Genomic DNA, 23,324 nt, shown 5'->3' on the forward strand with positions numbered 1-23,324 from the left:
GTGGCGTAGGCGTCGGTGACCTTCTTGATGACGTGCTGCGCGGCCTGAGCCGCCAGCCCGTAGTTGTCCTTGATCTGCCCGTAGGCGTGCTTGCGCAGGTCGTAATTGCGAAATACCCGCTGGCTGTGGGCGAGCGCCGCCACCCAGGTGGCCGCGTCGTTGACCGCGCGCAGGGTCGCCTCCAGCGCCGCCGCCTGCTCAGGCGTCGGCAGGAGTCTCACCCGCACCGCCAGCTTCACATCGCCCACACTATCCTTTGGTCTATGTCATCGTGATGGGAACCCGACTCCGACCTCCGCCGGGGCCGAACCGTTGTCCACACGCTGCACGCGCATTCGGTCGTCACCTCCAGGTATCGGTGCGGGGCCTTCACCGACGAGATTCTGCGTCGCTGCGCAGACATCATGATCGAGGTGTGCGGCAGCCTCGGCGCCCAGCTGGTCGAGTTCAACGGCGAGGAGGATCACGTGCACCTGCTCGTGCACTACCCACCCAAAGTCGCCCTCTCGACGCTGGTGAACAGCCTCAAGGGCGTGTCTGCCCGGCTACTGCGCAAGGAGTACCCGCTCACGTCCGCACGTACCTGTGGGGCGGCCATTTCTGGTCACCGTCCTATTTCGCCGCCTCCTGCGGCGGCGCACCCTTGAGCATCATCAAGGAGTACATCGAAAACCAGAAATGCCCGGGCTGACGACCGGACGTTCACACCCCCAGGGCCGGGAAGCGATTCCTCCCGGGCGTGAACGCCTGGGGTTCCTCGCTAAACAACGCTGAAATGAGCCACGGCTCGACCCAAGGTACTGCTGCACCTGATGACGTCCGGACCGCCCAACACTTCTGGGTTCACCGTGCTGTTCGGCGATCAGCTCTGTGGCGCGAGGGGGCCGAGATCGCGGACGACCTCGGCCAGGGCGCGGATGGGCTCGTTCTCCGTCTCGCTGCGCCACACCAGCGCGTACGGCAGCGTCCCCATGTCGGTGACCGGCAGGTAGGTGATGTCCGGCCGTATCCAGTAACGGGTCATGTGGGCGGGGAAGAGCACAACGATCTCGGCCATGCTGGCGAGGGTGATGGCGCCTTCCGTGTCATGCACCAGCGGGCCACGCTCGATCGTGCGGCCGCGGCGGGTCTCGCGCGGAATGGCGGCGTCGTACCAGTAGTCGGGCCGGGTGTCGGACTGCGGGTGCTGGAAGTCGGCGGCCATCTCCAAGGAGACTGACGTGTGGCGGGTGAGCTCGTGACCGGTGGAGACGGCCAGCACCCGGGGCTCGGCGAACAGGCCCGGTCCCACGGTGAGGTCGGGCTCGTCGATGGGCAGCCAAGCGATCAGGACGTCGATGTCCCCGCGGCGCAGCGCGGCGAAGGCGTCGCTGAACTGGCTCTTCTGGACGCGCAGCTTCCACCGTGGGTGCCGCAGGCGGAAGACATCCCAGTAAGGGCGCAGGTCGTAGGCGTTGGCGGGCAACATACCGACGCGCAGGGTGCCGATGATGCCCTGGCCGGCGAGTTGGGCGCGCTCCATGCTGTCCTTCAGCCCGGCGTAAAGAGGCCGGAGGTCGTCGCGCAGCTGCCGCCCGACCGGCGACAGCCGTACGGTATGGCTGTTGCGCTCGAACAACGGCGCGCCGATGTGCCGCTCCTGCTTCTGGATCGCCTGGGAGATGCGGGCGGGTGATACATGCAGGCGGGCGGCGGTGCGTCCGAAGTGCAGTTCCTCGGCCAGGGTCAGGAAGATCTCGATGTCTCGCAGTTCCACGCCTGGCCTGCCCCGTCTACTCCCACTGAAGATGATTTTTCAGGATTCATCGTTTTTCGGGTGTTCACCGTATTGGATTCCTCGACACACAAATCGGGACATCCGCACCACGAGCGCAAACCGGTGTGGTAACGCAAACTGCCTCGACGACCCACCCGCGGGGTGGCCGCCTACGGGGCGAACTGGTTGCTGGTGCCGGTCAATATCGCGCGTGCGGCGGCGAGGATGTCTTCGGACAGCGGGTTGCCTGTGGTGGCGCGGGCGAGGACGAGGGCGCCGACCATGGTGCACAGCCGGGCGATGCCGTCATGGCCTTCGGTGGCGAGCCAGGCGGCGGTGTCGCCGACCTGCTCGGTGAAGACGCGGCGAGCCTCGGTGTCGCCGTGACCGCGGGCGATGTCGACGGCAAGCCCGGCGACAGGGCAGCCGTCCGCGGCGTTGTCGCGGTGCCCGATTGAGAGGTAGGCGTCGATGAACGCCCGCTGGGCGGTGTCATGGTCCCCGGCGTGCCGTTCGAGTGCGGTGGCGCGCAGACGGGCGTTTTCATCGAAGGCGTGCGCGGTCGCCTCGCCGATAAGCGCTTCCTTGGAGGCGAACTGCTTGTAGAACCCGCCGTGGGTCAGTCCGGCCGCTTTCATCAGGTCGGCGACGCTGACCTCGGTGCCCTGCTCGCGGAAGAGCCGGGACGCCGTGTCGACGACACGCTCGCGGTTCTGCTGCGCCTGCGCCTGTGATCTGCGCCCCATTCGCTCCCCCTCGTTGGATGTTGGACATCATCTATTCTACGCTCCTGCTATAGATTATATACATAATCTATTTTGAGGTCCGAGGCCGGGCCCACGCTCAAGGAGGCAGACATGGAACTGAACGGCGCGATCGCGGTCATCACCGGCGCGAACCGGGGTCTGGGACGTCACCTGGCGACCCAGCTGCTGGAGCGCGGAGCATCGGTCTATGCGGCAGTACGCCGCCCTGACGAGCTGGACCTGCCAGGCATCACCCCGCTCCGGCTCGACGTCACCGACCACGAATCAATCCGGGCCGCCGCTCAGATCGCCACCGACGCGAACCTTCTTGTCAACAACGCCGGGATCTCCACCGGTACGCCGCTGATCGCCGGCAACATCGACACGGTGCGCCGGGAACTGGAGACGAACTTCTACGGCCCCCTTGCCGTCACACGGGCGTTCGCGCCGGTCATCGAGGCCAACGGCGGCGGCGCGATCCTGAACATCCTGTCGGTGATCTCGTGGATGCACCCGGCACGGGCCGGGGCGTACGCGGCAGCCAAGGCCGCCGCATGGGCCCTGACCGACGCAGCCCGCGAGGAACTCCAGCCCCGAGGAATCAGCGTCTCGGCGCTCCACGTCGGCTTCATGGACACCGACATGACCGCCGGGATGCCCGGCGTCCCGAAGGCCGACCCCGCCGACGTCGCCGCCCAAGCACTCGACGGTCTCGCCAAGAGCCAGCCGGAAATCCTGGCCGACGATCTCACCCGCCAGGTCCGCCAGGGCCTGGCACAGGGCCCCGTTCTGGCTCGCCTCGCCTGACCGGGTGTGCCGTTCGCGCCTGTGGGGGCCGCTGGGGGGGCGGTTGACGCGTGGCGGCGCTGGCCGAGATACCAGTCACCGGCGCCGCCGGTGTCGATCACCGCGCGCAGCACGGCGGGTTCCCCGCCGGCCGTCTCGGCGACGACCTCGCCTCTCGGGGAGACGATCATCGTCGGGCAGTGGGTGACCGGATCGGCGACGTTGGCCGACAGCACCCATCGCTGGTTCTCGGCCGCCCGGCTGATCAGGTGGCTGCGCCAACCCCGTACGGCTCGGCGGGGTTGGCGGCATTCGTCAGATACACGAGCATCTGCGCGCCGCAGCGGGCGAGGTGCTGCCACTGCTCGGGGAAGCGAATCTCCCGGCAGATCTGCGTCCCGACGGTGACCTCTCCCGCGGGAAGCGCGAGCCGGTGCACGGGAAGGGCGGAGCCGGCAGCCAGCACGCCGCGCTCGTTCATCGCCAGGTTGATCTTCCGATAGGTGTGTCGCTCACCTTCGGGGGCGAAGACGAGGGAGGCGTTCCACCACTGTCCGGCGTCGGGGATCAGTGATCCGCAGATCACGTGCTTCCGGGATTCCGCCTCCCTGGGCAGCGGAGAAGCCCCGACCCATTTCCGAGATCACGAACATGATCGGTTGGTGGCCGCCGCTGGCCGTACCTCGGCTGGACCCGGGGGCCGGCACCGACGCGATCGAGCGCCTGTACCGGACCGGGGTGGCCGCCTGACGGCGACCGGCGGGGCACCCGCCCGTTGGCTCACCCCCTGAGTGGACGCAGGGCGGAGCCCCAGGCGAGGACCTGGTCGAGGACGCGGTTCAGCCGGTCCTCGTGGGCGGCGGCGGGCTTGAAGCCGTCCGCGAAGTCGGTGTGGATCGACAGCCCGACCTGGTCCGACACGGTGGCCACGCTGAGCAGGCCCAGGACGTGCCGCAGGTGCGAGATCGCCCGGGGTGCGCCGTCCACGCCGTAGCCGACGAAACCGGCCGCCTTGTTGTTCCATTCCGCGTACAGGAAGTCGAGGGCGTTCTTGAGCGCGCCGGGGTATGAGTTGTTGTACTCGGGGGTCACGATCACGAACGCGTCCAGGGACGAGATCTTGGCCGACCAGCGCTTGGTGTGCTCGTGCCGGTAGTCGCCCATGGCGGGGTGCTCGGGCTCGTCCAGGTTGCCCAGGTTGTAGTCCTTCAGATCGACGAGCTCGTACTCGGCATCGCCTCGTTTGACCGCCAGATCGCGGGCCCAGTGCGCCACCGCCTCGCCGTTGCGGCCGGGACGGGTGCTGCCCAGGATGATGCCTATCTTCAGCATGTCAATGCTCCCTCGATTGGTTACGCGAACCACCCTAGGGAGACTTACTGAGATGTTGAATGCTCTGCTGTCCAACATTTATACGCCAGCGTCTCATGCCATAGACTCGCCACATGGATATGCTGAGCGACGTAGTGGCCTTCATGCGGTGCGGGCGCCCCACCTCCGCCCGTGTCTCCTGGCGGGCGCCCTGGGGCGTGTCGTTCCGCTCGGCGCCCGGGTCCGCCGGTTTCCAGGTGATGCTGCGCGGGTCCTGCTGGCTCATTCCCCCGGATGGCGAGCCCGTTCCGCTGAGCATGGGCGACCTGGTGTTCCTGCCGCACGGCGACCCGTTCGGGCTGGCCGACGATCCCGCGAGGCCGCTGGTCGAGTCGGACTGCGATCCGCATTCCGAGCTGTTCGCCTCGGCCGATTTCGGTGGCGCCGGGGCCGAGACCGTGATCCTGTCCTGCGGCTACCGGCTCAACCTCGACAGGACGCACCCGATCCTGGGCTCGCTGCCCGGCGTGATCCACCTGCCCGCGACGCTCGGCAGCCATCCGGAGCTGAGGGCCGCCGTCGAACTGCTGGCCGCTGAGATCGACACCCCGCGCCCCGGCACGGACACCGTCGTGTCGTCCCTGCTCGACATGTTGCAGCTGTACGTCCTGCGAGCCTACTTCGAGACCCAGGACGAGCTCTGCACGCTGTCCGGCTGGGCCGCCGCGCTGGCCGACCCCGCCATCGGCCGCGCGCTCGACGCCATCCACCGCGACCCGGTCCGCCGCTGGACGGTCGAGTCGCTCGGCGCCCATGCGGGCATGTCGCGCGCCGGCTTCGCCCGCCGCTTCACGGGGCTGGTCGGGCAGCCGCCGCTGGCGTACCTGACCTGGTGGCGGCTGGCGAGCGGGGCGCGCATGCTGCGCGAGTCCGACGCGTCGGTGGCGGAGGTGGCCGAGCGAGTGGGGTACGGGTCGGAGTTCGCCTTCGGCAACGCCTTCAAGCGGGAGTTCGGCGTGGCGCCCGGCCGGTACCGCCGCCGAGTCGCAGTGGCCTAGGCCCGGTTCGGGTCCAGCCGAGGTAGGGCCAGCGGCGGCCACCAGCCGATCATGTTCGTAATCTCGGAAATGGGTCGGGGCTTCTCCGCTGCCCGGGGAGGCGGAATCCCGGAAGTCCGATCTCAAAGCAGATCCGGAGATCGGTGCCTCTCGGAATCCGAGGCCGTGTTTGGCTGTCCCGGTGCCGCGTTCTTTCCCAGGTGAGCGCCTTCAAGATCAACCCATGGCCGGTATCGGCCGCATCTCGGCTGGACCCGAAGCAAGGGCGCCGTATACATGCGATCTACGCATATTTGCGTGGCTCGCATATTTGCGTGGTTCGCAAATTTAGGTAGAGTGTGCGCATGGGGCTGAGAGAGCGCAAGAAGGAAGAAACCCGGATTGCGCTGAGCTGGGCGGCGATCAAGCTGACCGTCGAGCGTGGCTTCGACAACGTCAAGGTGGAGGACATCGCCGCCGAGGCGGGTGTCTCGCACCGCACATTTAACAACTACTTCTCCAGCAAGGGCGAGGCGATCGCGGCCAGGCACTTCGACCGGGCGGTCCAGATCGCCGACGAGCTGAGGTCCAGGCCGGACGACGAACCCCTGTGGGAGGCCATCACCAACGCCGTGTTCGCCCGGTTCGCGCTTGGCATGCAGGAGGCCGAGCGCCCGGCCGACGAGCGCTGGAGCGCCGGGGTCAAACTGATGACCCAGCATCCGGAGCAGCGGGGCGAGTTCCTCAAAGCCCACACGGCCGCGCTGGATGTGCTGGCCGCGGCGGTCGCCGAGCGCACCGGCACCCATGCCGATCGTGATCTGTATCCGCACCTGGTCGCCGGCGCGGTCGGCGCCACCATACTCGCGGCCATCCATCTGTGGCTCCACGGCGATGCGCCGGCGCCGTTCGAGGAACTGCTGCGCGACGCTCTCGGCCAGGTCGCCGCCGGCCTGCCCACGCCCTGACCCTTCCCAGACCTTTCCCGTCTTCCCTGTAGAGGATCAGCCGGCCTGCCGCCGGTCGATTCGTCATGCCCACAAGGAGCACCATGATCGCCGATGTCGTCATAGCCGGAGCCGGGCCCAACGGCCTGATGCTGGCCTGCGAGCTCAGCCTGGCCGGAGTCCGCCCCCTGGTCCTGGAGCGCCTGCCGGAGCGCACCCAGGAGAACCGTGCCAACGGCCTGGTCGGCCAGGTGGTACGGATGCTCGACCGGCGAGGCCTGTACGAGCGGCTCACCGGAAATCAGGACCCACCCCTGCCCGCCCCCGGATTCGTCTTCGGCGCGCTGCCCCTGGACCTGAGTGTGCTGGACGACAACCCCCTCTACCTCCTTCCGGTCCCGCAGCTCAGGATCGAGCGGATGCTGGAAGAACGGGCCGTCGAACTCCATGTCGAGATCCGGCGCGGTCACGAGCTCACCGGATTCACCCAGGACGCGGATGGCGTGACCCTCCAGGTCAGCGGGCCGGCCGGGCCGTACACGATCGAAACCCGCTACCTGATCGGCGCCGACGGCGGGCACAGCATCGTACGCAAGCTGGCCGGGATCGCCTTCCCCGGCGTGACGACCGACGAGACGATCGCGCGCACCGCGCATGCCGTCGTGCCGGCCGACCTCGTCGATCCGGTCACCGGCGGCCTCGACATTCCGGGGTACGGACCCATCCCGCCATTCCTGCACCACCGGACCGAACACGGGTTGTTCGTGTACGCGCCCCTGCCGGGCGCCCCCGCACCGCTGATCTCCACCATGGAGTGGAACGGGCAGGACGCCGAGGGGCCGCTCACGCTCGCGGAATTGCGGGCCAGCGCCCGCCGCGTGCTCGAAGTCGACATCGCCTTCGGCCCGCCCGACGGCCAGGGGCCGCACCTGATGCGCAAGCTCAACGGCGGCAACACCCGCCTGGCCGAGCGTTTCCGAGACGGCCGCGTGCTTCTGGTCGGCGACGCCGCCCACGTGCACGCGGCGATCGGCGGGCCCGGACTCAACCTCGGCCTGCAGGACGCGGTCAACCTCGGCTGGAAACTCGCGGCCGACGTGCGCGGCATGGCCCCCACCGGTCTCCTCGACACCTACGAATCCGAGCGACGCCCGGTCGCCGAGCGGGTGGTCATGTCCTCGCGCGCACAGTCCGCACTGATCGCCCCAGGCAGCGAGGTCACCGGCCTGCGCGCGCTGTTCACCGAACTCCTCAGCGACCCGCACAACGTCCGCCGTATCGCCGACCTGATGTCGGGCGCTGACGCCCGCTACGACGTGGGCGTCAACCATCCACTGGCCGGTCGGTGGGCTCCCGACCTGGACCTCAAAGACGGTGTCCGGCTCGCCGAGCTGATCCGGGACGGCCGCCCGCACCTGATCGACTTCACCGGCGGTGACTGGGGATACCCCGCGACCGCGGCACTGCCCGGATCCGCCGTACCATGCACGGCGCTGCTGCTGCGGCCCGACGGATACGTGGCGTGGGCCTCCGACGTCCCGCAGCCGGACGCGGAGTCCCGCGCATCGCTCCGGGCGGCGATCCAACGATGGCTGGGATGACCCGGAGTGCGCTTCCTCTCGCCGCCAAAGCTGCGGCGTGCGGAAACAGGCCCATCGAACGCATCCGAACGGAAAGTCACAGTAGGACGGTCTGATCCATTCCACTAAGGGGACTTTTCGTTCCGATGCTCATCATGCCCCGACGAGCAAAGAGAGGTGCCGGCCGGCGGGCAGGCCCGATCAGGGTGGATTCGGCTCCCGCACGACCCGCCCGGGGGCGCCTGCAGCATCATCTTCCTCCGACGGCTCCGAACGGCATTATGAAGCGATCAGTTACTCGGGGTCGAGCCGGCTGCCATGATCGGGATCGGGGTAGTCACAGCTGCACCTCTCGACCGGTGAACCAGCCCGCTGCCTCCATCGCCTTGCGGGCGTCCTCGACCGTCAGGTGTCCATAGACGCTGGACGTGGTGGTCACGTCGGCGTGACCGAGCAGCTTAGAGACGATCTCGATCGGGACGCCGTCACGCAGCATCCGGGTCGCGGCGGTGTGCCGATACCAGTGCGGGTCAAAGTCGATCGCGGTGCGCCGGCGCAACCGTCGCACCAGGTCATAGACGGCCGGGTAGGCCAGCGGGTGACCATAGGGCCGGCCTCAGAGGTTGACGAACACGTAGTCGGAGTCGAGGTCTCCGTACTCGGGGTGTCGGTAAGGCTGCCGCCACCGGCCGCCACTTGCGAGCCGGAAGTGCCCAGTTGCTGGATGGCGACGGCATTTCGCCTTGTTCGCCGGTGTTCAGCGGGGTGTCTGCGTGCGTCTCCAGCCTCAAATTGCCGCTTCTGTACAGACTCGGCATTTCCCGCCACCCCTTCGGATCAAGGGGTTCACCAGGGGCAATGCCACAGATGGCGGCCGGTGGCGCCAGCCTTACCAACAGGCCGATCACCAGGAAGTTCAGCGACCACAGCGGCCGATGGGTAGACCAATCCGTCGAGCATGTGGCAAAGGAACCACAATCCTGCGGTTCTCGTGACCGGCTCCGACCGGCGCCGACCGCATCACGCGGACCTGACCTGGTCGGAGCCGGCTCCTGAGACGGCAGGGCCGTCAGGCGAGGTCGAGCACCGCCTTGCCGTGCAGACGGCGTTCGATGAGAGCGCTCACCGCCTCGGGCACATCGTTCCAGTTGCCGCGCCAAGTGATCTCGGGGCTCAGCACTCCGTCCGCGACCTGCTGGGCCAGCCAGGCCAGGTCCCTGTCCAGCCCGTCACAGAACAGCAGCATGAACGTGACGATCGAGCGATCGTCACGTCCTGGTCCGCTGAACAGGGCGCCGAACGGGAAGCTCTCGCCATCACCTGTGGAGTGCCCGACTGCCACCAGCGTGCCTCCCTGACCGAGCTGATCGAATGCTTCCACGAGTTGCGGGCCGCCCACCATGTCGAGCACGCCGTCGAACCCGCCGCCGGCTTGCGCAGGACCGGTCACTACCTCGTGGGCGCCCAGAGCACGCAACGCCTTGCCATGCTTGGCGGGGTCGCCGGTGGAGGCGATCACCTGTGCGCCGCCGAGTCGGGCGAGTTGGACGGCGTAGCGGCCGACGCCTCCGGTGGCGCCGGTCACGAGGATCCTGCGCCCCAAGATAGGCCCGATTCGGTGGAGCGCGCGCAGCGCGGTGCCGGCCGCGACCGGGATGGTGCTGATCGCGCCCGGCTCCGCGCGCTCGGGCGCCACGCCGATCCAGTCGGTACGCACGGCGCGGACCTCGGCCCAGCCGCCGCTCTCGTCGAGGGTCACGACGGGGGTCCCCACGGCGGGCCCTGACCCATCCGCCGCTGCCTGGACGACGACTCCGGCGGCGTCCCAGCCGAGCACCGTCCCCTCTGCGGCTGTCTCGATGCCGTGTTTGACCTCGCCGTAGTTGAGCGAGGTGGCTGTGACCCGGACGAGTGCCTGGTTGGGGGCGGGCACAGGCTCGGAAACTTCCCCCACCCGCAGGCCACCGGGGACGGAACGATCAACGATCAGGGCGCGCATGGCGATCCTTTCCTCAGACATCCACTCAAAGTGCCACTCAGGAGCATAAGCCCATGGAAGGCATTTGCGTTCCCGTTACACTTGGAAGATGACTGCCGACATCTCCTCCATGTCCGCGCCCGAAACGCTCTCGCTGCGGGAGCGTAAGAAGCTCAGAACCAGGACTGCGCTGGTCGATACGGCCCTCGCGCTTTTCACTGAGCGCGGCTTCGACGGGGTGACCCTCGACGAGTTGTGCGAGGCCGTCGAGGTCTCCAAGCGCACCTTCTTCCGGAATTTCGCCAGCAAGGAACAGGTTGCCTCCGCTCCGCTGGAGGCGCTGTGGAACGGCCTGCGAGACGACGTCGAGCACCTGTCATTCGGTGGCGCGCCCGTCCTGGAGGTGTTGCAGGAGGCGTTGCTCGTGGCGCTCGCGCGCATGGACGACAGCGGAGCCTGGGTGACCCGCGTACGGCGGAGCCGGGAACTGGCCGAGCGGACGCCATCGATCACCGCGTACGGGCTCCAGTACTGCGACCGCACCAGCGCGGCCATCGAGGCGACCTTGCAGCGCAGGCTGGGCCTGGACCCTGCAGACCCACGGCCAAGGCTGGCACTGGACCTGGTGGTCGCGTCATTCCACGCCGCGCTGCGGGCCTGGACAGCCAACCCCGGTACGTCTACCCACGCGGCTCTCGCGGCCGAACTGCGGTCGGTCTTCGCTGTCCTCCCCGGTGCACTCACCTTCAGCATGGCCTGACAAGCGGGTGCAACGCGAAATCCGCGATGGGTGGCGGCTCACCGCAGCTATAGGAGGTTCAGGTTAGATCCTCTGGCCGGCGGCGAGACCCGCGACTCTCGTAGTCCCGCCGCCCCGATGGGAGCCCAACCTCGGCTCCGCGTGTTGCGACCGAGCCCGCGGCACAGATCTACGCCGCAGCCTCCTCGCCAAGGTGCAAGTGGACCTCCATGTCTTCCAGCGGCGCGTTCAGATCGTAGATGTAGTCGCCGAAGCGGCGTACGTTGTCCTCCTGGTAAGGGGACATGATGGCCACGTCGTGCTGGATGCGCGAGAGCGAGCCCGGCACCCCCATTCTGCGAGGGTGGCCGGTGCTCGGCCGCCTGACACGCGGCCGTGGAATCCAACGGTCAGTGCTGGAAGCGGTAGCGGGTCTGGCTGTACGCCTCGCCCTTGCCGAAGGCGAATCCGGTCTCCGGGTCGATGCGGTACAGCAGGATCTTGCCGGAGCGGATGGTGTCACCGAGGCCGTGCCAGGTGCCGTCCGGGCTCGTCAGCAGGTCGCCGTACTTGCCCTCGTAGGCGTCGGCGGTGGTGCTGCGTTCAGTCGGGTCGCGCACCGACTCGGCACGTCCCTCGATGGTGATGTCGAGACCGTCCAGGACGTTCGTGCCGGTTGTCATGACGCAGTGGTGGTTGCCGTGGAGGTTACGCGTCTTGCGCTCTTGGTCGCCGGTGGCGAAGTACAGGGCGCCGCCGGTCCAGACGGCCAGCAACGGTGTCACGTGGGGCCGGCCGTCGGGGCGGACGGTGGACAGCCAGAACAGTCGCGCCTGCTGGAGCTCACGCAGTGCGGTCGGCCAGGGGGTCGCGTCGGCGCCGGAGTCGCTGAAGGGGCCGAGCTCGGCAACCGGGTCACGGTCGGACATGGAAGCTCCTCAATGGGTCAGGCGGGAATGCGGTCGGGCACGGTCTGGTCAACGGGAGGCGCCGCGGTCTCCTTGGTGACCGGTGCCGATCGCCTGCCGAGCATGGCCAGAGCGATGACCACGCCCAGTGCCGCGACGAGGCCGACGACGCCGAACGCGGTCTGATGAGCGGGAACCAGCGTCTGCGGCCCGGCGGTCACAGGCGTGGGTGCGTGCGCGGCGACAACGCTGCCGGCGATGGCTACGCCGAGGGCGGTGCCGACGGCGAAGCAGGTATCGGCGAGTCCGGCGGCCAGACCGGAGTGCCGTTCGGCGACACCGGTGAACGCGGCGATCTGGGCACAGACGGTGGCGGTGCCCATGCCCGCCCCGAAGACCAGCAGGGCAAAAGTCAGCAGTTGCGGTGAGCTGTGCTCGGACACCACCCGGGTGAGCAGCAGGCAGGCTCCGCCGAGCAGGGCAGTGCCGACGGTCGCGACCGGACGCACGCCGACCCTGGTCACAACCCGTTGGCAGACCAGAGCGCCGACCACGGCCGCCACGGTCATCACCGCGGCCGTGAGGCCGAACCGCACGGGTGACCAGCCGAGCACCGACTGCGCGTGGGCGGTGAGGACGATGAGCATGCCGTCGACCGCCATGCCCGTGACGAGGAGCAGGAGGTCGCCGCCGACCAGGGAACGCGACCGCAGGACCCCGAACGGCACCAGCGGCGCCTTGGACCGCCGTTCGATCACGACAAACAAGCCGGTCAGCGCCATCGCACCCGCCAGCGGCCCGAGGACGTGGTGGCTGGACCACCCGACGTCAGGGACGCCGGTGATGGCGTAGACGAACAGCGCGAGCGCCGAAGTGACCGTCAGCGCCCCGGCCAGGTCGAAAGAGCGGGCACGCGCCTGGTTCCGGCTCTCGATCAGCATCACCGGCGCGAGAACCAGCACCACCACCCCGACCGGGACGTTGATCCAGAAGACCCACTGCCAGCCGAGCGTATCGGTGATGAGGCCGCCCAGCAGCAGCCCGGCGGTGGCACCGAATCCTCCGATCCCGCCCCAGATTCCCAGTGCCCTGTTCCGCTCGGCGCCTTCGGCGAAGGCGTTCATCACCATGGACAAGGCTGCGGGGGCGATGATGGCGGCCGACACACCCTGCAAAGCGCGGGCTGCGACCAGCGCCTCTACCGACGGAGCGAACCCGCATCCCAGCGAGGCCAGCACGCGCAGCGACATTCCGGCCAGGAAGACCCTGCGGCGGCCGAGCAGGTCCGCGGCGCGGCCGCACAACAGCAGCAGGCCGGCAAAGGCCAGCGCGTAGGCCGTGACCGCCCAGTTGACGACGGTGCCGTGTGCCCGGAACTCCCGCTCGATGGCGGGCAGGGCGGTCAGCAGGCTGGTGCCGTCCAGGATGGTCATGAAGAACGCCGTGCCCAGCAACACCAGCACCCGCCACCTCAAGGCGGCCGCCCGCGGGCTCACTCGTGCCCTGCCGCACCCAGTTCGACGCCCAGCGCGTCGAGCCAGTCGCCGGTGCCGAGTTCCCGCCAGGAGGGCTCCTCCCGGCCATCGAGGAAGGTGCCCTGCTCGGTGAGGACCAGCCGGGTGCCCCCATCGGCCGGGCAGAACGCCACGGTCGTCAGCGACGCCGTCGCTAGGTCGTCTCCCATGTGCAGCATGGAGGTGTAGACGATGCGCTCGTCTGGGACGATTTCGCGGTACAACGACTCGAACGTCATCGACAGGCCGCTGTCCGAGTGGCTGCGGTCGACCTCCCGCCCCCCGACCCGGAAGTCCAGTTCATGGTCCGCATCGGGGGTGGAGAACCAGCGGGCCTTCGCCTCCGGGTCGGCCCATGCGGCGAACACCCGGGCCACCGTGGCCGGGTAGAGGCGTTCCAGGGTGAACGTGGCGTGCGTGACAGAACGGTCGATCATCACAAGCTCCCTTGCTCCGGTGTGCCGGGATCATCGAGCAGGTAGTCGCCGAGCCGGTCCAGGCGCCGTTCCCAGGACGTGCGCTGCTCGGCAAGCCAGTCCTCGGCCGTCCGCAGCACGTCCGGCTCGATGCGGCAGGTGCGGACGCGGCCGATCTTCTCGGATCTGACCAGCCCGCAGGCTTCCAGCACCTGGATGTGCTGCATGACCGCCGGTAGCGACATCTCCAGTGGCCTGGCCAGTTCGCTGACCGACACCGGCCCGCGGATCAGGCGCTGCACCATCGCCCGGCGCGTTTCATCCGCCAGCGCCTGGAACACCCGATCCAGCGATCCGCCATAGTTAGGCATGTCCTTAACTATGAGTCGGCGCCCACCTATAGTCAAGCGCTTCCTTAACCAATGACCTGATCATGGTGGTCCGATCCGGGGGCCCGGCGGTAATGAAGAAATTTCCAGCGGATATGCCGTTGACCTGCGCCGAAGCGGAGACCTGGGCAAGGTCGGCGGCATCTTCGGCTCGGCCCGCCGTATCTGCCAACCGGCACACCAGTCCTGTGGCGCCCTCATATCGGAGCAGGTCAGGGGCATACACAGCGTGAACTCGCAGAGCCGTGAGGTCGTGACGGTCTGCTGTGGCGGGTGTATGCCGGGGGTATGCGATACGGCCAGCGGGGCGGATACACGCCCGAGGAGCAACAACGGCGGGAGCGGTTACGGCTGAAAGCCGCCAAGCGGTTCGAGGCCGTTGGGCTCGTCGACCTGGCCCGACGGTGCGAAGAACCCGACGGCCATTTCCCGCGGCGAACAGGGCAGGCACGAAGGCGGTCAGGGTCGTCAGCGGTCAGGCGACGCCGGTCTTTGTCGGCGAGTAGCCCAACAGCTACTGCAGCACCACCGAGGTCAGGAAAACGAAAGCCAGAAAACCGCCGGACCCGGATGCGGGCCGGGTCATGCCGCAGTCGGTATCAGTGGCGGACCCGCGAAGATGCCGTCCCACACCGATGACATGCCACCAGCTCGGTGCCGGTCCGCGCGAGAATCCGCAGGCCATTGCCGATGCCTGCGATCTGCTCCAGACGCAGACAGTTCAGCTGCGGGAACAGCACCGTCACAGTGCCAGCCCGCGTCTCCGCTTGCACCACGATGGGCTCGGCCCGGACTTCGACCTTGGCCACGACGGATCATCACGTTCCGTCACCACCGAAACTGAGCCAGAGCCGAAGACCCGTACAGTCCCGAAGAAGGCGGACGGCGGGAGCCCGCAACTTCCTCGGCCGAGGCTTGTCGAAAGTACGCCGTGTACTCGGCAGGCCAGTCAGCCTGTGCTGCGCACCCGCTTACGCCGGACTGGCGTGGGCGGCCAGGATGCGCCACCCGTGCTCGTCCGTGTGAACCCACGTCCGCGTGTAGCTCATCCGTCCGGCGAACGGCGTTCCGGCGACGCTGCCTTCCAGCGTGCCGAGGAAGCAGGTGACGCCGGTCTCCCCCACGACGAGCACGGTGAGGTCTTCCTGGAGGAGTTTCGTCAGGACCAGTGTTCGTGAGCGGTGGTTGTGGAGATCGAGCTGCTTGGCATCCGGGTGGCACTGGTTGTCCGGCGGTCCGGTGAAGACGAGCCGCTCGTCGAGCAGCCGGTCCAGCTCTTCGACGTCTCCGGCGAGCTGTGCCGCCTGCAGGCGCTGTTCGGCCTTGGCCAGCTCGTCAATGAGGGTGGTGTGGTCGGTCATGAGGAACCCTCTCCAGTGATCAATCCCGCACGAAGTGAACAGAGTACAACAGGTTGAATTCGTAGAGTCGGCCGCGTGATCACCCTGGTCGGAGGGTCAAGCCTGTCTGTTTCATGCATCCATTGATCACAGTGACTCCGAAAGAAACGGAGGGGTTGATGAGTTCGACCTCGGCACAGAGGCCAGGGAGCTCTGCCTGGTGGGCAAACCGCCCTCCGGCACCGATAGCCCGGCGGCGGGGCCGCCCGCCGCTGGATGTGGATCACATCGTGACGGTCGCGCTCAGACTCGTCGACGACGTCGGCGTGCAGACCTTCTCGCTGCGCATGCTCGCCGAGGCCCTGGAGTCGGGCACCGCTACGCTCTATCGCCATTTCGCGAGCAAGGACGAGCTCATGGTCCACGTCGTCGACCGGGTTCTTGGCGAGGTGGAGGTCTGCGAGCTCGACGGCATCGCTACCTGGCAGGAGGCCATCACCTCTGTGGCAGAGGCGCTGTACGCAACCCTGCGTCGCCACCCGCACGTCCTGCCGCTGCTGGTCGCCCAGGTGCCGGTCGGCCCGAATGGGCTGACCCACCGCGAACGCGTGCTGCGGCTCCTGCTCGGTCACGGGTTTCCCGTCGATCTGGCCGCTCGAGCGTTCACCGCCGTTGGCCATTATGTGATCGGCTTCGCCGTACAACAGCTGGGTACGGCCTCGGCCGGCCCCGATGCCCCGCAGCTCCTGGCCTTCTACCGCGGCCTCGATCCGGTCGCTTATCCGGCGACCATCTCGGCCGCCGAGGGCCTCACCACGGTCCCCTTCGAGGAAGAGTTTCGTTTCGGGCTGGCCCTCCTCGTCGTCGGCCTCAACTGAATCCTCGACGGCCACAGAGCATAGGACGTCGTCCGTCCTGCATGGTCCGGGACCACATCACACTCAGGGCGATACCGCCCGCGCGTCGAGGCGGCCCAGCCGCAGGAGCAGAAGGTCGACCTCGGCGCGTTCGGCCGGGCTGAGCGATCTGCCAGGCGATCGCTGGGTGTCGGCGCGCAGGAGGCCTCGGCGCATCATGATGTATTTGCGGACCGCGAGGCCGGTGCCAGGCTGCTGCTCGTAGCGGATGAGGGGAAGGTGAGCGTCGAACAGGTCGTGCGCCTCGTCGGTGCGGCCATCGGCAGCCAGACGCACCACGTCGACCAGGAGCTCTGGGAAGCAATAGCCCGTCATCGCGCCGTCGGCGCCGCGCTGCATCTCGAAGTCGAGGAACAACCCACCATTACCGCATAGGATCGACAGCCGCGGCATCTCGCCCGCTGCCTCCACCATCCGGAGCGCGCTGATCTTCTCCAGGCCTGGCCAGTCCTCGTGCTTGAGCATCACCACCGATGGCACCTCCCGGGCGATGCGGGTGAGCACAGGCACGGACATGACGACGGAGAAGGTGAGCGGGTAGTCCTGTGCGGCGATCGGGACGTCGGTGCCGAGTTGCTCGCCCACCTCGGTGTAGTAGCCGACGATCTGGTCGTCGGTGCGCAGCGTGTGCGGCGGGCCGACCATGACCCCCGCCGCCCCCAGCGACATCACCTCGCAGGTCAGCGCTCGCATTGAGCCGAAGCCGGGCGCCGAGACGCCCACGACGACGGGCAGGGCGGTTCTGGCGACCACCGTCGCGACGATCTCCAAGGCCTCGGCCTGGGTCAGCTTCGGCGCCTCCCCCATCTGCCCGAGCAGGGTCAGACCGTCAACCCCGGCCTCCTCGTAGAAGTCGACGAGGCGTCGCAGGGAGTCCAGGTCGAGGGCTCCGCCGGGGTGGAACGGGGTCGGGACGATCGTGTAGACGCCGCGGGTGGTCCTGCTGATCAACGACATGGGGCTTCCTCGGAGCTCAGATGCTGGGGATGAGTCCGCCGTCGACCCGCACCAAGGATCCGGTGACGTAGGCGGCCGGTTCGCCGGCCAGGAAGGCGACGACGGCGGCGTACTCCTCGGGGGTTCCGTACCGGCCGAGGGGGATCGAGGCGGTGCTGGCGTCGGCCACCTCGGCCACGGTCCTGCCCTCCCTGACCGCTCTGTTCTCGTCGAGGGCGTGGACGCGGGACGTGCCGATCCGCCCGGGGACCACGACGTTGCAGGTGACGCCTGACCCGCCCACCTCCCGAGCCAGGGTTTTCGACCAGCCGACGAGCGCGGTACGCAGGGAGTTGGACAGGCCCAGGTCGGGGATCGGGGCCACCACTCCGGAGCTGGTGCTGGTCACCACACGTCCCCAGCCGCGCTCGCACATGCCGGGAACGACCCGGTCGGCGATGGCGATCACGGACAGCACCATCGACCGGAAGTGGTCGGTCCAGGCCTCCCGGTTCAGCCCCAGCGCCGGCGTGGGCGGCGGACCGCCGGTGTTGTTGACCAGGATGTCGACCGGGCCGAGTGCCTCCTCGATGCGGGCGACGTTGGGTCCGACCGCCTCCAGGTCACTGAGGTCCCAGGTGAGGGCCAGGGCCCTGCCCCCGGCGTCACGGATCTGATCGGCCGTCGCTTCAGCGGCGTCGCCGCGGAGGTCGCCAACGGCGAGTGCTGCCCCCTCGGCCGCGAGCAACCGAGCGACGGCGACGCCGAGTCCGCCTCCCGCACCGTGCACCAGCGCGACCCGTCCAGCGATACCCAGGTCCACTCGGATTCCTTTCATCGCGCCGGCACCGGGCACGGGCGCATCTCGATCGCTAACACTGAAGCGCTCCGAGCGCCGGCTCGGCAAAGACCAATAGTTGCCGCCTGCCATAGGTGAGGGCTATGCCCCGAGTCATAGGGGCCGGCTATCGGGAGGAGCTGACAATGGTCTTGGACTCCGCGGCAGCGTGAACCCCACACTGTGGACGCCGACGCCCGCGACAGTGAGGAGCCACCGGGATGAGCATGGTCCCGGACGTGATGAGGGCAGCCGTTCTCGGTGAGCCCGGTCAGGTCCGCATTCGACAGCTTCCGGTGCCCGAACCCGGGCCGGAGGACGTGTTGGTGCGCGTGCGCCGTGCCTCGCTCTGCGGCACCGACCTCAAGATCCGCAACAGGGCGTTCTTCAAGGACGGTGGCCCGCAGGCCGACACCTTCGTCCCCGGCCATGAATATGCCGGTGTCGTCGTGGCCGCCGGTTCGGCGGTGGACGAGTTCCGGATCGGCGACCGCGTGGTGGCCGAAGCCCACCGCGGCTGCATGAGGTGTGCGAACTGCCTGCGTGGCGCCTACACCGACTGCCTTAACTACGGGGTGAGGGCCAGGGGTCACCGGACCCAGGGCATGACGGTCAACGGCGGGTTCGCCGACTACGCCCTCAACCACGTCGCCACGCTGCATCATCTACCGGCGGGCCTCAGCTTCGACGCCGGAGTGGTCCTGACCACCGCGGGCACCGTGATGCACGCCTTCGACGTCCTGGCCGACCTGCTGGCCGGAGCGCGGGTCGCCGTCCTCGGCCCCGGCCCGATCGGCCTGCTCGCCGTACAGGTCGCCAAGCAACTGGGAGCGGAGCTGGTGGCGCTGGCCGGCACGCGCGAGTCCAGGCTTAAGCTCGGCAAGGCGTACGGGGCCGATCTCGTGCTGAATGTCCACCAGTGCGATGCCGTCTCATCGGTCAGAGCTGCCTCGGCCGGGCATGGCGTGGACATCGTCCTGGAGTGCTCGGGGGCCGGCTCGGCGGTTGACGACGCTCTGCGGATGGTCAGGCGGGGAGGACGCGTCGTCCTGGTCGGCTTCTTCGACCAGCCCGTCACCTCTGACCTCAATCATGCCGTCATGAACGGCATCACGATCCACACTGTCCGCGGCGAGGGCGCCGGCTCGGTGGCCCGGGCCCTGTCGCTGGCCGGCCAAGGCCGAATCGACACCGACAGCCTGGTGACCCACCATTTTTCCCTCGATGCGGTGTCGGAGGCGTTCGACACCTACGCCGAGCGCCGTGGCGACGCCCTCAAGGTCATGCTGGACATTTCAGACAGATGAGCGAGCACCGTGACGGGGAGCAGACCTTGGTCCACCGGATGGCCCACCTGGCAACCGACCTGCTCGACTCCCTCGATCCGGAAACGCGGACGCGCGCCTGCCGGGCTCCCTTCGGCGCCCCAGACGTCGAGGCGGAGCGAGTGCGGTGGTTCTACACCCCCACCGACCACGGCGGGGTTGCGCTCGGCGAACTGTCACCGCGGCAGCAGAGCCTGGCCATGCAGCTCCTGGCGACCGGCCTGACCCGGCGGGCCTACGTCACCGCCTGCAGCGTGCTGGGGTTGGAGAACGTCCTGGACGAGGTGGAGGGGTGGAGTGCGGATTGGGGCCGGGTCCGCGGCCGCGACCCCGGCCTGTACTGGGTGCGCGTCTTCGGGTATCCCGGCTCCCCCGCCTGGGGCTGGCGGTTCGGCGGCCACCACCTGTCGGTCAACCTGCTGGTGCGCGAGGGACGTATCGCCGCGGCGACGCCGTCGTTCGTCGGCGCCGACCCGGCGGCATCTCCGCTGCTGGTGGGTGAGCTGCGCCCGCTCGGAGGGATGGAGGACCTCGCCCGGACGCTGATGACGTCGCTGGGAGAGCGGGAGCGGGCGAGGGCGCTGCTGCACCCGCGGGCGATCTCCGACATCGTCTCGGGCAACCGCGCGCGGCTGGGCCGGGGAGACCGGATGATGCACATGCAGGAGCTGTTCCGCGGCCCTCTGCCGACTCCGCACCTGGCCGCTCTCGTCGACCGCATCGACCAGGCCGCCGAGGCCGGGTCCGGCTATACCCCGGCAGACCATGAGCGGATGGCGCTCGGTCTGGGCTCGCCTGGCATCGCCGCCGCCGATCTGCGGACCGAGCAGCGCGCCCTGCTCCGCAACCTGATCTCGGCCTATACCGACCGTTCCCCCGAACCGGTCGCGGCCGCGCTTCGCCGCCGCTACGCCGAGGACGAGCAGCTGGATGCCGTGCACTTCGGCTGGTCCGGCGATCTCACCCCCGGCCGGCCGCACTACTACCGCCTTACCGGCCCGGGCCTCCTCGGCGAGTACGACAACACACAACGGGGCGCCAACCACGCGCATTCGGTGTGGCGCGATCCCGGCAGGGACTTCGGTCTCGACCCGCTCGCCTCGCACCTGGCCGTGTGAAGAATGCGACATGTCACCGGATCAGAGCGTCGGGCGGCAGCTCCGTACGGCTGACCAGCGGTAGTTCCACTGAAGCCAGCAGATCGACGAACCGCCGGGTCAACTGCGCCATCGAGCCCCGGCCGTAGGCGACGATCTCTCGGTACAGAGGCGGCTCGGCCTGCCGTACATGCCGGCTCCACCCGTGCGGGACAGCGTTGGCCGGGATCACAGTGAACCCGACGCCCTCGACGGCCAGCCGCAGCGCGGCCGTCACCTGACCTACCCGCGCCACCACGCGCGGGCTGAAGGCCAGACAGCGTGCAGCCCAGTCGAGGACCTCCGTCATTCCCTGTTCGGGCTCGTAGTGCACTCACTTTGCGGTGGCGAGTTCCGCTGCCGTCGCGCGCTCGGCGTTGTAGGGACCGCGTCCGGCAACGACCAGGCTCTCGAAACCGAGGGACACCACCTGGCCGTCCCGGTCGCGGTCCGATCGCGAGATCGCCCCGCCCCTCGCGCATGGCCGCCTCCAGGTCCTTGCGATGGGAGTAGTCGTGTAGCCGGAGCACCGTGCCGGGGTACTGCTCGTGCCAGCGCACCATGCTCACGGGCAGGATTCCGGAGGCCACCGACCGGATGGTCAGTACGTGCAGCTCTCCTTCTTCGCCGCTCACCAGGTCCGCCACCGACTTGCGGGCCGACTCGACCGCTCCGATCACCGTCTGCGCCCTCGGCAGGAACACCCGGCCGGCCGCAGTGAGCCCGACCCCTTGACGCCCCGCTCGAGAAGCTCGGCGCCCAGCTCACGTTCGAGTGCTCTGATCTGCTGCGACAACGACGGCTGAGCCACCAGGAGTTGGTTCGCCGCCGCGCTGAACGAACCATGCTCACAGATCGCGATGAAGTACTCAAGCTGGCGAAGGCGCATGAACCCCGCATTAAGCCATAGGCATGGCCTATAACCCCTAGTCGAAGCCGGTATTGGACCCCCTTCGATAGCCACGCCGACCATAGGAGGCGCCGATCCGGCTCACATCGCCGGGGACGCCGATTGTCCATCCCGCAACATTACGGATACGCTGTAGCCGAAATGAGGGTGGGCCCTGCCGCTTGGCCGCGCACGACCGATCCGCAGGACCGGGAACGCAGGCCGTACGCCCCTTCCGGAGGACCGGCGGCAGGACGTCGGAGCGTCTCGTCTGAGAGGTGACAAGTATGAACAACCACATCGATGTACTCGTCGTGGGCGCCGGGCCCGCCGGCCTGACGCTCGCCTGCGACCTGCAGCGTCGCGGGGTCAACCACCGCATTGTCAACGCGGCCGAGCACGGCTTCGCGGGCTCTCGCGCCAAGGGAGTACAGCCGAGGACCCTGGAGGTGTTCGACGACCTCGGCATCCTGCCCGAACTGCAATCGCGCGGCACCTTCTACCCGCTGCTCGGCCTCCACCTCGGCCCGCTCACCCTGCCCTGGGTGATGTACCGGCGCCACAAGGCGACCGAGCACGTGCCCCACCCCAACACCATGCTGGTGCCGCAATTCGAGACCGACGCGTGCATCCGGCGCCGCCTGGAGGAGCTCGGCGGCACCGTGGAGTACGGAACACGCCTGCCGTCCTACCAGCAGGACGCCGACAGCCTCGTCGTCACCGTGGAGGGGCCGGGCGGCACCGAGCAGATCCGCACCCGATTCCTGGTGGGCGCCGACGGAGGCGCCAGCACCGTACGGCTCACGGCGGGGATCGACTTCGTCGGCACGACCGACGAAACCGACCGGATGATCGTCGCCGATGTGACGCTCAGCGGCCTGTCGCGTAAACGCTGGCACGTCTGGCCGCGCAACAACGGCCGTTTCATGGCGCTGTGCCCGCTGCCCGGCAGCGAGAAGTTCCAGCTCATGCTCAAACTCCGCCCCGACGAGAAGGCCGACCTGAGCCAAGCGGCGGTGGACCGGCTCGTCCAGGAGTTCGTGGGCCTGGCCAACCTGCATGTACGGGAAATCCACTGGGCCTCGGTCTGGAGGCCGAACATCCGCCTGGCCGAACGGTACCGATCCGGGAACGTCTTCCTCGTGGGGGACGCTGCCCACGTCCACCCGCCCACGGGCGCCCAGGGGCTGAACACCGGCGTCCAGGACGCCTACAACCTCGGCTGGAAGCTGGCCCAAGTGCTGGCCGGCGCACCGGATGCCCTGCTCGACAGCTACGAGGCAGAGCGGCAACCCGTCGCCGCCCGGGTGCTCGGCCTGTCCAGCGAACTCTACGCGGGCATGAGCGACCGGCCCCTGACCGCCGTCAAGCGCGGTGACGAGGAAAGACAGCTCACGCTCAGCTACGCTGCCCCCGCCACCGAGCGGCAGGAGGGTGCCGTCGGCGCCGGTGACCGCGCGCCGGATGCCCGCTACACCGATGCCCTGGGGCATTCCGGGCGGCTCTTCGACCTGTTCCGTGGCCCGCATTTCACGCTGATCGCGATCGGAGATGCGGCCATTGACGCCCTGGAACACCTCAACTGGCCGGACACGGGCGCGCCGCTCACGACCGTGGCGATCCCGTCCGGCGCCGCTCCCGGGCTCACGCGCAGCTACGGCATCCAGGGGCCGACTCATGTTCTTGTACGGCCGGACGGCTACGTCGCCTATGTCGCCCATGGTGACTGGAATGCAGTCCTGGACACGCATGCCCAGCTGATGCTGCCGAAGCTCGCCACCTGAGCCCGCCCCGCGTCCCCACCACCCCCCCAACAAGCGGAGCCTCAGGTATGAC

The 23,324-nt window shown here is 68.5% G+C and carries 27 protein-coding genes and 1 pseudogene; 10 read left to right on the top strand and 18 right to left on the bottom strand.

Features of this window, described 5'->3' with window-relative positions:
- Positions 1–248, bottom strand: a 248-nt coding sequence (locus CA984_RS27610; RefSeq protein ID WP_165781436.1) for a helix-turn-helix domain-containing protein, incomplete at its 3' end; no start/stop codon positions are given.
- A 75-nt stretch (positions 249–323) separates the two neighbouring features.
- On the opposite strand from CA984_RS27610, the pseudogene tnpA reads away from it, so the two are divergent.
- Positions 324–691 (top strand): annotated as a pseudogene (tnpA, locus tag CA984_RS27615) (IS200/IS605 family transposase).
- 171 nt (positions 692–862) lie between these two features.
- Here the strand turns inward: tnpA and CA984_RS27620 are convergent.
- Both CA984_RS27620 and CA984_RS27625 read right to left on the bottom strand, forming a co-directional pair.
- Positions 863–1,756 carry a LysR family transcriptional regulator gene (locus CA984_RS27620; protein WP_086576454.1) on the bottom strand — a complete coding sequence of 298 codons (894 nt, stop codon included), beginning with the start codon at positions 1,754–1,756 and terminating at the stop codon, positions 863–865.
- 170 nt (positions 1,757–1,926) lie between these two features.
- Positions 1,927–2,502, bottom strand: a complete 576-nt coding sequence (locus CA984_RS27625) for a TetR/AcrR family transcriptional regulator (RefSeq protein WP_086576455.1) — start codon at positions 2,500–2,502, stop codon at positions 1,927–1,929.
- A gap of 111 nt (positions 2,503–2,613) precedes the next feature.
- Between CA984_RS27625 and CA984_RS27630 the strand changes: the two genes are divergently transcribed.
- Positions 2,614–3,309: an SDR family oxidoreductase gene (locus CA984_RS27630; RefSeq protein ID WP_086576456.1), complete on the top strand. Its 696-nt coding sequence runs from the start codon at positions 2,614–2,616 to the stop codon at positions 3,307–3,309.
- A gap of 244 nt (positions 3,310–3,553) precedes the next feature.
- Here CA984_RS27630 and CA984_RS47345 read toward each other — a convergent pair whose 3' ends face one another.
- Positions 3,554–3,874, bottom strand: a complete 321-nt coding sequence (locus CA984_RS47345) for a nitrilase-related carbon-nitrogen hydrolase (RefSeq protein ID WP_207621053.1) — start codon at positions 3,872–3,874, stop codon at positions 3,554–3,556.
- A gap of 194 nt (positions 3,875–4,068) precedes the next feature.
- Positions 4,069–4,620 (bottom strand): NADPH-dependent FMN reductase, encoded by a 552-nt coding sequence (locus tag CA984_RS27640; protein ID WP_086576457.1) that lies wholly within the window; start codon positions 4,618–4,620, stop codon positions 4,069–4,071.
- Between the two features lie 113 nt (positions 4,621–4,733).
- Between CA984_RS27640 and CA984_RS27645 the strand changes: the two genes are divergently transcribed.
- The 3 genes from CA984_RS27645 (at position 4,734) to CA984_RS27655 (ending at position 8,184) form a co-directional block, all read left to right on the top strand.
- A complete protein-coding gene (locus CA984_RS27645) occupies positions 4,734–5,657 on the top strand; it encodes an AraC family transcriptional regulator (RefSeq protein ID WP_086576458.1) in 924 nt (307 codons plus the stop codon).
- A 344-nt stretch (positions 5,658–6,001) separates the two neighbouring features.
- Positions 6,002–6,604 carry an acyl-CoA-like ligand-binding transcription factor gene (locus tag CA984_RS27650; RefSeq protein ID WP_165781437.1) on the top strand — a complete coding sequence of 201 codons (603 nt, stop codon included), beginning with the start codon at positions 6,002–6,004 and terminating at the stop codon, positions 6,602–6,604.
- 83 nt (positions 6,605–6,687) lie between these two features.
- Positions 6,688–8,184 carry an FAD-dependent monooxygenase gene (locus CA984_RS27655; RefSeq protein WP_086576459.1) on the top strand — a complete coding sequence of 499 codons (1,497 nt, stop codon included), beginning with the start codon at positions 6,688–6,690 and terminating at the stop codon, positions 8,182–8,184.
- Positions 8,185–8,500: 316 nt separating this feature from the next.
- On the opposite strand, the gene CA984_RS27660 is transcribed toward CA984_RS27655, so the two are convergent.
- Positions 8,501–8,758, bottom strand: coding sequence for a tyrosine-type recombinase/integrase (locus CA984_RS27660; protein WP_278249067.1), 258 nt, complete (start codon positions 8,756–8,758; stop codon positions 8,501–8,503).
- Positions 8,759–9,232: 474 nt separating this feature from the next.
- Positions 9,233–10,183: a zinc-binding dehydrogenase gene (locus CA984_RS27665; protein ID WP_242676205.1), complete on the bottom strand. Its 951-nt coding sequence runs from the start codon at positions 10,181–10,183 to the stop codon at positions 9,233–9,235.
- A 67-nt stretch (positions 10,184–10,250) separates the two neighbouring features.
- Here CA984_RS27665 and CA984_RS27670 point away from each other — a divergent pair, with 67 nt between their 5' ends.
- On the top strand, positions 10,251–10,901 hold the full coding sequence (locus tag CA984_RS27670; protein WP_086576461.1) for a TetR family transcriptional regulator: 651 nt from the start codon (positions 10,251–10,253) through the stop codon (positions 10,899–10,901).
- A 169-nt stretch (positions 10,902–11,070) separates the two neighbouring features.
- Here CA984_RS27670 and CA984_RS46480 read toward each other — a convergent pair whose 3' ends face one another.
- The 7 genes from CA984_RS46480 to CA984_RS27700 form a co-directional block, all read right to left on the bottom strand.
- Positions 11,071–11,235 carry a hypothetical protein gene (locus CA984_RS46480; RefSeq protein ID WP_165781438.1) on the bottom strand — a complete coding sequence of 55 codons (165 nt, stop codon included), beginning with the start codon at positions 11,233–11,235 and terminating at the stop codon, positions 11,071–11,073.
- Between the two features lie 55 nt (positions 11,236–11,290).
- On the bottom strand, positions 11,291–11,809 hold the full coding sequence (locus CA984_RS27675) for a pyridoxamine 5'-phosphate oxidase family protein (RefSeq protein WP_086576462.1): 519 nt from the start codon (positions 11,807–11,809) through the stop codon (positions 11,291–11,293).
- Between the two features lie 17 nt (positions 11,810–11,826).
- A complete protein-coding gene (locus CA984_RS27680; protein WP_086576463.1) occupies positions 11,827–13,251 on the bottom strand; it encodes an MFS transporter in 1,425 nt (474 codons plus the stop codon).
- A 29-nt stretch (positions 13,252–13,280) separates the two neighbouring features.
- Entirely contained in the window at positions 13,281–13,739 is a 459-nt protein-coding gene (locus CA984_RS27685; protein ID WP_086576464.1) for an SRPBCC family protein, read from the bottom strand.
- Entirely contained in the window at positions 13,739–14,089 is a 351-nt protein-coding gene (locus CA984_RS27690) for an ArsR/SmtB family transcription factor (RefSeq protein ID WP_086576465.1), read from the bottom strand. Before CA984_RS27690 ends, CA984_RS27685 begins: the two co-directional genes overlap by 1 nt.
- Before the next feature lie 617 nt (positions 14,090–14,706).
- Positions 14,707–14,916, bottom strand: coding sequence for a hypothetical protein (locus tag CA984_RS27695; RefSeq protein WP_086576466.1), 210 nt, complete (start codon positions 14,914–14,916; stop codon positions 14,707–14,709).
- Positions 14,917–15,078: 162 nt separating this feature from the next.
- Positions 15,079–15,468, bottom strand: a complete 390-nt coding sequence (locus CA984_RS27700) for a nuclear transport factor 2 family protein (protein ID WP_086576467.1) — start codon at positions 15,466–15,468, stop codon at positions 15,079–15,081.
- Between the two features lie 269 nt (positions 15,469–15,737).
- Between CA984_RS27700 and CA984_RS27705 the strand changes: the two genes are divergently transcribed.
- Complete coding sequence (locus tag CA984_RS27705) at positions 15,738–16,325, top strand: TetR/AcrR family transcriptional regulator (protein WP_207621055.1); 588 nt, start codon at positions 15,738–15,740, stop codon at positions 16,323–16,325.
- Between the two features lie 63 nt (positions 16,326–16,388).
- Here the strand turns inward: CA984_RS27705 and CA984_RS27710 are convergent, their stop codons facing one another.
- Entirely contained in the window at positions 16,389–17,321 is a 933-nt protein-coding gene (locus tag CA984_RS27710; protein ID WP_086576469.1) for a dihydrodipicolinate synthase family protein, read from the bottom strand.
- Between the two features lie 16 nt (positions 17,322–17,337).
- Positions 17,338–18,123, bottom strand: a complete 786-nt coding sequence (locus CA984_RS27715) for an SDR family oxidoreductase (RefSeq protein WP_086576470.1) — start codon at positions 18,121–18,123, stop codon at positions 17,338–17,340.
- A 236-nt stretch (positions 18,124–18,359) separates the two neighbouring features.
- Between CA984_RS27715 and CA984_RS27720 the strand changes: the two genes are divergently transcribed.
- Together CA984_RS27720 and CA984_RS27725 are read left to right on the top strand one after the other, a co-directional pair.
- Positions 18,360–19,445: a zinc-dependent alcohol dehydrogenase gene (locus tag CA984_RS27720; RefSeq protein WP_086576471.1), complete on the top strand. Its 1,086-nt coding sequence runs from the start codon at positions 18,360–18,362 to the stop codon at positions 19,443–19,445.
- Positions 19,442–20,581 (top strand): DUF3500 domain-containing protein, encoded by a 1,140-nt coding sequence (locus CA984_RS27725; RefSeq protein WP_207621056.1) that lies wholly within the window; start codon positions 19,442–19,444, stop codon positions 20,579–20,581. The genes CA984_RS27720 and CA984_RS27725 overlap by 4 nt, the downstream gene beginning before the upstream one ends.
- A gap of 13 nt (positions 20,582–20,594) precedes the next feature.
- Here the strand turns inward: CA984_RS27725 and CA984_RS27730 are convergent, their stop codons facing one another.
- Together CA984_RS27730 and CA984_RS49350 are read right to left on the bottom strand one after the other, a co-directional pair.
- Positions 20,595–20,933 (bottom strand): LysR substrate-binding domain-containing protein, encoded by a 339-nt coding sequence (locus CA984_RS27730; RefSeq protein ID WP_133061790.1) that lies wholly within the window; start codon positions 20,931–20,933, stop codon positions 20,595–20,597.
- A gap of 342 nt (positions 20,934–21,275) precedes the next feature.
- Positions 21,276–21,572 carry a LysR family transcriptional regulator gene (locus tag CA984_RS49350; protein ID WP_423229329.1) on the bottom strand — a complete coding sequence of 99 codons (297 nt, stop codon included), beginning with the start codon at positions 21,570–21,572 and terminating at the stop codon, positions 21,276–21,278.
- A 203-nt stretch (positions 21,573–21,775) separates the two neighbouring features.
- On the opposite strand from CA984_RS49350, the gene CA984_RS27740 reads away from it, so the two are divergent.
- Entirely contained in the window at positions 21,776–23,272 is a 1,497-nt protein-coding gene (locus CA984_RS27740) for an FAD-dependent monooxygenase (RefSeq protein ID WP_086576473.1), read from the top strand.
- Positions 23,273–23,324: the final 52 nt, after the last annotated feature.

The organism is Streptosporangium minutum (assembly GCF_002149035.1).
GTDB lineage: Bacteria > Actinomycetota > Actinomycetes > Streptosporangiales > Streptosporangiaceae > Streptosporangium > Streptosporangium minutum.

Excerpts from the sequence above, each read along its gene's own strand:
- CA984_RS27625 (WP_086576455.1), bottom strand. The coding sequence starts at position 2,502 with ATGGGGCGCAGATCACAGGCGCAGGCGCAGCAGAACCGCGAGCGTGTC.
- CA984_RS27630 (WP_086576456.1), top strand. The coding sequence starts at position 2,614 with ATGGAACTGAACGGCGCGATCGCGGTCATCACCGGCGCGAACCGGGGT.
- CA984_RS27640 (WP_086576457.1), bottom strand. The coding sequence starts at position 4,620 with ATGCTGAAGATAGGCATCATCCTGGGCAGCACCCGTCCCGGCCGCAAC.
- CA984_RS27645 (WP_086576458.1), top strand. The coding sequence starts at position 4,734 with ATGGATATGCTGAGCGACGTAGTGGCCTTCATGCGGTGCGGGCGCCCC.
- CA984_RS27650 (WP_165781437.1), top strand. The coding sequence starts at position 6,002 with ATGGGGCTGAGAGAGCGCAAGAAGGAAGAAACCCGGATTGCGCTGAGC.
- CA984_RS27655 (WP_086576459.1), top strand. The coding sequence starts at position 6,688 with ATGATCGCCGATGTCGTCATAGCCGGAGCCGGGCCCAACGGCCTGATG.
- CA984_RS27665 (WP_242676205.1), bottom strand. The coding sequence starts at position 10,183 with ATGTCTGAGGAAAGGATCGCCATGCGCGCCCTGATCGTTGATCGTTCC.
- CA984_RS27670 (WP_086576461.1), top strand. The coding sequence starts at position 10,251 with ATGACTGCCGACATCTCCTCCATGTCCGCGCCCGAAACGCTCTCGCTG.
- CA984_RS46480 (WP_165781438.1), bottom strand. The coding sequence starts at position 11,235 with ATGGGGGTGCCGGGCTCGCTCTCGCGCATCCAGCACGACGTGGCCATC.
- CA984_RS27675 (WP_086576462.1), bottom strand. The coding sequence starts at position 11,809 with ATGTCCGACCGTGACCCGGTTGCCGAGCTCGGCCCCTTCAGCGACTCC.
- CA984_RS27685 (WP_086576464.1), bottom strand. The coding sequence starts at position 13,739 with ATGATCGACCGTTCTGTCACGCACGCCACGTTCACCCTGGAACGCCTC.
- CA984_RS27690 (WP_086576465.1), bottom strand. The coding sequence starts at position 14,089 with ATGCCTAACTATGGCGGATCGCTGGATCGGGTGTTCCAGGCGCTGGCG.
- CA984_RS27700 (WP_086576467.1), bottom strand. The coding sequence starts at position 15,468 with ATGACCGACCACACCACCCTCATTGACGAGCTGGCCAAGGCCGAACAG.
- CA984_RS27710 (WP_086576469.1), bottom strand. The coding sequence starts at position 17,321 with ATGTCGTTGATCAGCAGGACCACCCGCGGCGTCTACACGATCGTCCCG.
- CA984_RS27720 (WP_086576471.1), top strand. The coding sequence starts at position 18,360 with ATGAGCATGGTCCCGGACGTGATGAGGGCAGCCGTTCTCGGTGAGCCC.
- CA984_RS27725 (WP_207621056.1), top strand. The coding sequence starts at position 19,442 with ATGAGCGAGCACCGTGACGGGGAGCAGACCTTGGTCCACCGGATGGCC.
- CA984_RS49350 (WP_423229329.1), bottom strand. The coding sequence starts at position 21,572 with ATGGTCGGCGTGGCTATCGAAGGGGGTCCAATACCGGCTTCGACTAGG.
- CA984_RS27740 (WP_086576473.1), top strand. The coding sequence starts at position 21,776 with ATGAACAACCACATCGATGTACTCGTCGTGGGCGCCGGGCCCGCCGGC.